Consider the following 4,607-nt stretch of genomic DNA (forward strand, 5'->3'; position numbering starts at 1 on the left):
TTTTTGGTCTTCTTAGTCATCTCGTCCTCTCCATTATACGTCCTAACTTTCCTGTTTTGTGCTATAATTATCACCCTCGTAGGGTGCGTCACAGGGATAACCTATCGGGTCAACGGCCAATTTTGTTCATCTGACGCACCGCCCCTATCGTGGTCAAGAAACCGGGTTTCTAAGCAAACGGTGGGGTGGGAGAACTAACAGCAGAACCCGCCTCTACAATTAATAATTATCACCCTCGTAGGGCGCGTCACAGGGATAACCTATCGGGTCAACGGCCAATTTTGTTCATCTGACCCACCGCCTTTAGCCGGAGAAATTCGCCCAATTGTTCGGTAAAATAAATTACCATATTAATCAAAACCGGAAAGACAATTAGGTATAAAGCATGACCGCAACCACATCAAAACCCGTTTCCGCCATTCCCGAATTTTGTCAGGGCATCCAGTATTTTAGCGAAACATTCCCCAGATTAGAAACTTACGGTCAGAAGCCAGCCATAGCTGAGGGGAAAGTGGCTATTTCCGACCCTAAAGACCCCGTAGCAGTATATCAAACCCTGCTGTACGCGGACGCGCTGCGGTACTTAATTCTACAGGTAACAGGTAGTAAAGCATCAGGACACCCAGGGGGTTTCGCCAGCCAAGCGGAAGCCTATGCAGCCTTAGTCATGCTGGGTTATAAAAATATTATTACGGAAGTGGGACACCATGCGCCAGGCTTCTATAGCGCGGTTTTCCTCGATCGCTCCTTAGAAGACATGGAAATCTACACCGTGCAACAACTGCGCGATCGCTTCCGGGAAATGCACGGACTGCTGGGGCATCTTTCCGGTTATATTCCCGGTCTACTGAACCCCGCCGGACCCCTAGGACAAGGTCAGCATTTCGCCATGGCCGCCGCCCTCTTACACAGGGACAAACTCTTCCCCTTCACCCTAGGTGATGGTGGTATGGGAGAGCCTTACCCCATGAGCAGCATGGCGCATTTTAACACAGCCTATCCTAATGTAACCAACTTCCTGCCCATATTAGTTTGGAATGGCTACAGCCAGGAACATCACAGCATGGTCTCCACTAAAACTAATGAGGAAATGATCGCCTATTGGAAAGGTAACGGCTTCAAAGAAGTCTTGCTAGTCGATGCTAAAGACTTCGACGACCAAAACCAACCCGGAGATTATGTTGATAGTACCGCTTTTTCCATTGATCGGCGCATGGCTTTCACCCAGGCGGTGATGGAAACAGTAGACAAAGCCGCAAAATCCGCCCTAAATGGTACATTGACCGTATTTATTATTAAACAACTCAAAGGGGCCGGTGTTCATGCCCGGGGTGCGAAATCCCATAATCTCTATCCCGGAGATACCCTCGACAGTCCCCATATTATTAAGGCCCTCCAGGAGCGATCGCTACCAGTAGCCGCTTGGGAGTTGGTGCGTAAAAACATTGAACGAGCAGGCGGTGGTCCCGCTTCTAAGACAGTCGTAACTGAGTTTGAGTACCCGATCGCCGATTTGGGTACACTCCCCTTAGAAGAATATAAAGTCGGCGGTGATCCGAAAGTCGCAACTACCGCTATGGGGGCGATCGTTGGTCATGTTGGCCAAAAAGACCCCCATTTTCTCGTCACCAACGCCGATGGTAACGCCGCTTCCGGTATTAACAACATTAACCAAGCCCTGAAAATTATTCACCCTACCCCTGATGATACCTATTTCCAGGGACCCAATGGACAGGTTTATGAGCCACTCAGTGAAGACGCTTGCGCCGGAATGGCTGCAGGTTTAGCCTTAATGGGCGCACGGACTCTGTGGTGTTCCTACGAGTCTTTTGCTATTAATGGTTTACCGATTTGGCAAACTGTCACCCAGGCTATGGCTGAGTTGCGCCACCTCACCCCCTCCACCATTACCTTATTTACCGCCGGCGCTTTGGAACAGGGACGCAACGGCTGGACTCACCAACGCCCGGAAATTGAGGCTTATTTTGCCGCTATGTTACGCAACGGTAATGTTTTCGCTCTGTTTCCCCCAGATGCCAATAGTATCCAGGTCTGTTATCAATGGGCACTCAATACTAAAAATAAGGGCATTACTATTACTGCTAGTAAGTCACCTTTACCGATTCGTACTACCTTTGAACAAACCCGCCAAGGCTTGCGAGATGGAGCCGTGATTTTGGAAGAAGTCAAAGGTGATAAAACTGTCGTTTTTGCTGTCATTGGAGATATGACTTTAATCCCCGTTTTTGAGGCGGCGGCTTACCTGGAAACCGAGGGAATTGGTACTCGCATTGTCTCCGTGATTAACCCCCGCCGTTTGTATCGTCCTACTGATGTCGCTTGGGATACTTGTTCCGAACCTGATGGCGATTTTATCAGTGATGAACTCTTCGATAATTTGTTTGGTGGGGATGCTTTGATTGGGGTGACAGGCGGCGCTAGTTTGATGCTGGAACCGATTATGTTGCGTAGTAGTGTCCGCCGCGATACTTTCGCCTGGAAACGGGGAGAAACTACTTCTAGTGCGGGTCAGTTGATGGCTTTTAATGGCTTGACTGCTGAGACTTTGACTAAAAGAGCGATCGAGTTAATCCACTAGGTTTAACTGGTTTTTCCTGCGTGTCCGTTGGGGGGGAGGAGTATTCCCGTTTTCCGTCATTCTCCCCGACCCCCCCCTACTTCTTCCTACTTCTTCCTAGGACTCGACACCCTTCCAACTCTGATTGGTGTCACAATATAATCTTGATGTAATCTGCAATTATACCTTATGTATCTAACTTGGTTGGACAGTAACTCTTGGTTAGTGGAGATGGCTGGTAAGTCTATCCTGGTTGACCCTTGGTTGGTGGGGTCTTTGGTGTTTGGTAATTTACCCTGGTTATTTAAAGGGGAAAAACAGAAAACTCGCCCCATTCCCGAACGCATTGATGCTATCCTTCTGTCTCAGGGGTTGGAAGATCATGCTCATATTCCTACCTTAAAAATACTCGATAAAAATATTCCCGTCGTCGCTTCCCCTAATGCGGCTAAGGTGGTGCGAGAATTGGGTTATACTCAGGTTCATTCTTTGAATCATGGGGAGACTTTTCAACTGGGCGCGAGCCTCGAAATTAGGGCGGTTCCCGGTTCCCCTATTGGTCCGACTTTGGTGGAAAATGGCTATGTTATCTCTGATACTACTACTCACCACAGTCTCTATTATGAACCCCACGGCTATCATTCCCCCACTTTGAAAGAATTGGCTCCCATTGATGTCGTAATTACTCCTATTATGGATTTGGCTTTACCCTTGATAGGTCCCATTATTCGTGGCACAAAATCCGCCCTAGAGTTAACCAAAATGGTACAGCCACAGGTGATATTACCAACCGCCGCCGCTGGTGATGTCTCCTATGAGGGATTATTAGTTGCGGCTTTAAAGGTAGTCGGAAACCTAGAAGATTTTCGCTCTCTCATCGCTCGCAATAACCTGAAAACTCGCGTGCTTAATCCGCAGGCGGGTGAACGTTTTGCCATTGATTTATAGTTGGCTTTCCATAGAGGCGATCGCATTTTTCCCCAGCCGGGAATTTCGGAAAAGTAAACCTAGGTGGCAAAAAAAAATTTTCTGGGCGCGCCCCCGCGCTTTTTTTTCAGAAAACCCTATCTTTTTCAGGGAGTCCGTGCTACAGTATAAGATAATGGCGATAGTTGCGAAAATATTATTTTGGCTCACATCTAATTATGTGATATACTCCTATCATAGCCGACTAGCGCCGCCGTGTCAACCCCCTTTTCACTACTTTTTGATATACTAGATCACACTGGTAGCAATTTTCGTGGCGAGAATGCCAGCTTGTTCGATCATAAATACCCTTGCATCCGGGCTAGGGTCATCAGTGTAAATTGCAAATATAAAATATCTATGTCTGCTCTATAAAACTTAAACAAAACCGGACATAGCCGGATATTGATGTTTATTTCTGGCTTCGTCCGGGACTGTCGGCAGCACCCCGTCCACAAGTGTAATCGTCGGAACCAGGCGATTTTTCTAAATTTATACTGGCGTTCAAATCTCTATCAATCTTCAGGCCACAGTTTGGACATTCAAAAGTCCGACGGACTAGGGGCATTTTTTGACGATAACCGCAATTAGAACAAAGTTGACTGGATGGATAAAATCTATCGGCAATAATCAACTTTGAACCATAACGTTCTGCCTTGTCACCTAGTTGCCGACGGAACTCATAAAATGAAGCATCAGCGATAGAACCCGCCAAACCATGATTTTTCAGCATACCTGACACATTCAAATCTTCAATGACTACTTGGCTGTGGTTTTTAGCCAAAAAAGTAGTGATTTTATGAATCGTGTCACGGCGAATATTAGCTACTCTTTGATGTAGCTTTTGAACTTTTAAGAGACATTTGGCCCGATTTTTTGAGCCTTTGACTTTGCGACTTAAATGACGTTGTAATCTGGCTAGTTTTTTGGTCGCTGCTTTATAAGCCTTGGGATTAGAGAATTGGGTCCCATCGGAGCAAGTCGCCCAATTGTTAATTCCTAGGTCTACCCCGATTCTCTCTCGATATTTCGGTGTAATTTCTGGTGTGATTTCTACGAAAAA

The 4,607-nt window shown here is 46.8% G+C and carries 4 protein-coding genes; 2 read left to right on the forward strand and 2 right to left on the reverse strand.

The genetic code is table 11. The annotated features are described in order from the left end of the window. The first annotated feature begins 385 nt into the window (after nucleotides 1–385). Together P5683_RS22970 and P5683_RS22975 are read left to right on the forward strand one after the other, a co-directional pair. Nucleotides 386–2,599: a phosphoketolase gene (locus P5683_RS22970; RefSeq protein ID WP_315641111.1), complete on the forward strand. Its 2,214-nt coding sequence runs from the start codon at nucleotides 386–388 to the stop codon at nucleotides 2,597–2,599. 168 nt (nucleotides 2,600–2,767) lie between these two features. After that, nucleotides 2,768–3,526: an MBL fold metallo-hydrolase gene (locus P5683_RS22975; RefSeq protein ID WP_193521013.1), complete on the forward strand. Its 759-nt coding sequence runs from the start codon at nucleotides 2,768–2,770 to the stop codon at nucleotides 3,524–3,526. Here P5683_RS22975 and P5683_RS22980 read toward each other — a convergent pair. Both P5683_RS22980 and P5683_RS22985 read right to left on the reverse strand, forming a co-directional pair. Beyond that, complete coding sequence (locus tag P5683_RS22980) at nucleotides 3,521–3,715, reverse strand: hypothetical protein (RefSeq protein ID WP_039932137.1); 195 nt, start codon at nucleotides 3,713–3,715, stop codon at nucleotides 3,521–3,523. The two genes, P5683_RS22975 and P5683_RS22980, sit on opposite strands and share 6 nt — an antisense overlap. Before the next feature lie 241 nt (nucleotides 3,716–3,956). After that, on the reverse strand, nucleotides 3,957–4,607 hold a 651-nt coding region (locus P5683_RS22985; RefSeq protein WP_315669486.1), incomplete at its 5' end, for an RNA-guided endonuclease TnpB family protein.

Source organism: Limnospira sp. PMC 1279.21, from assembly GCF_032349615.1.
Classification (GTDB): Bacteria; Cyanobacteriota; Cyanobacteriia; order Cyanobacteriales; family Microcoleaceae; genus Limnospira; species Limnospira fusiformis.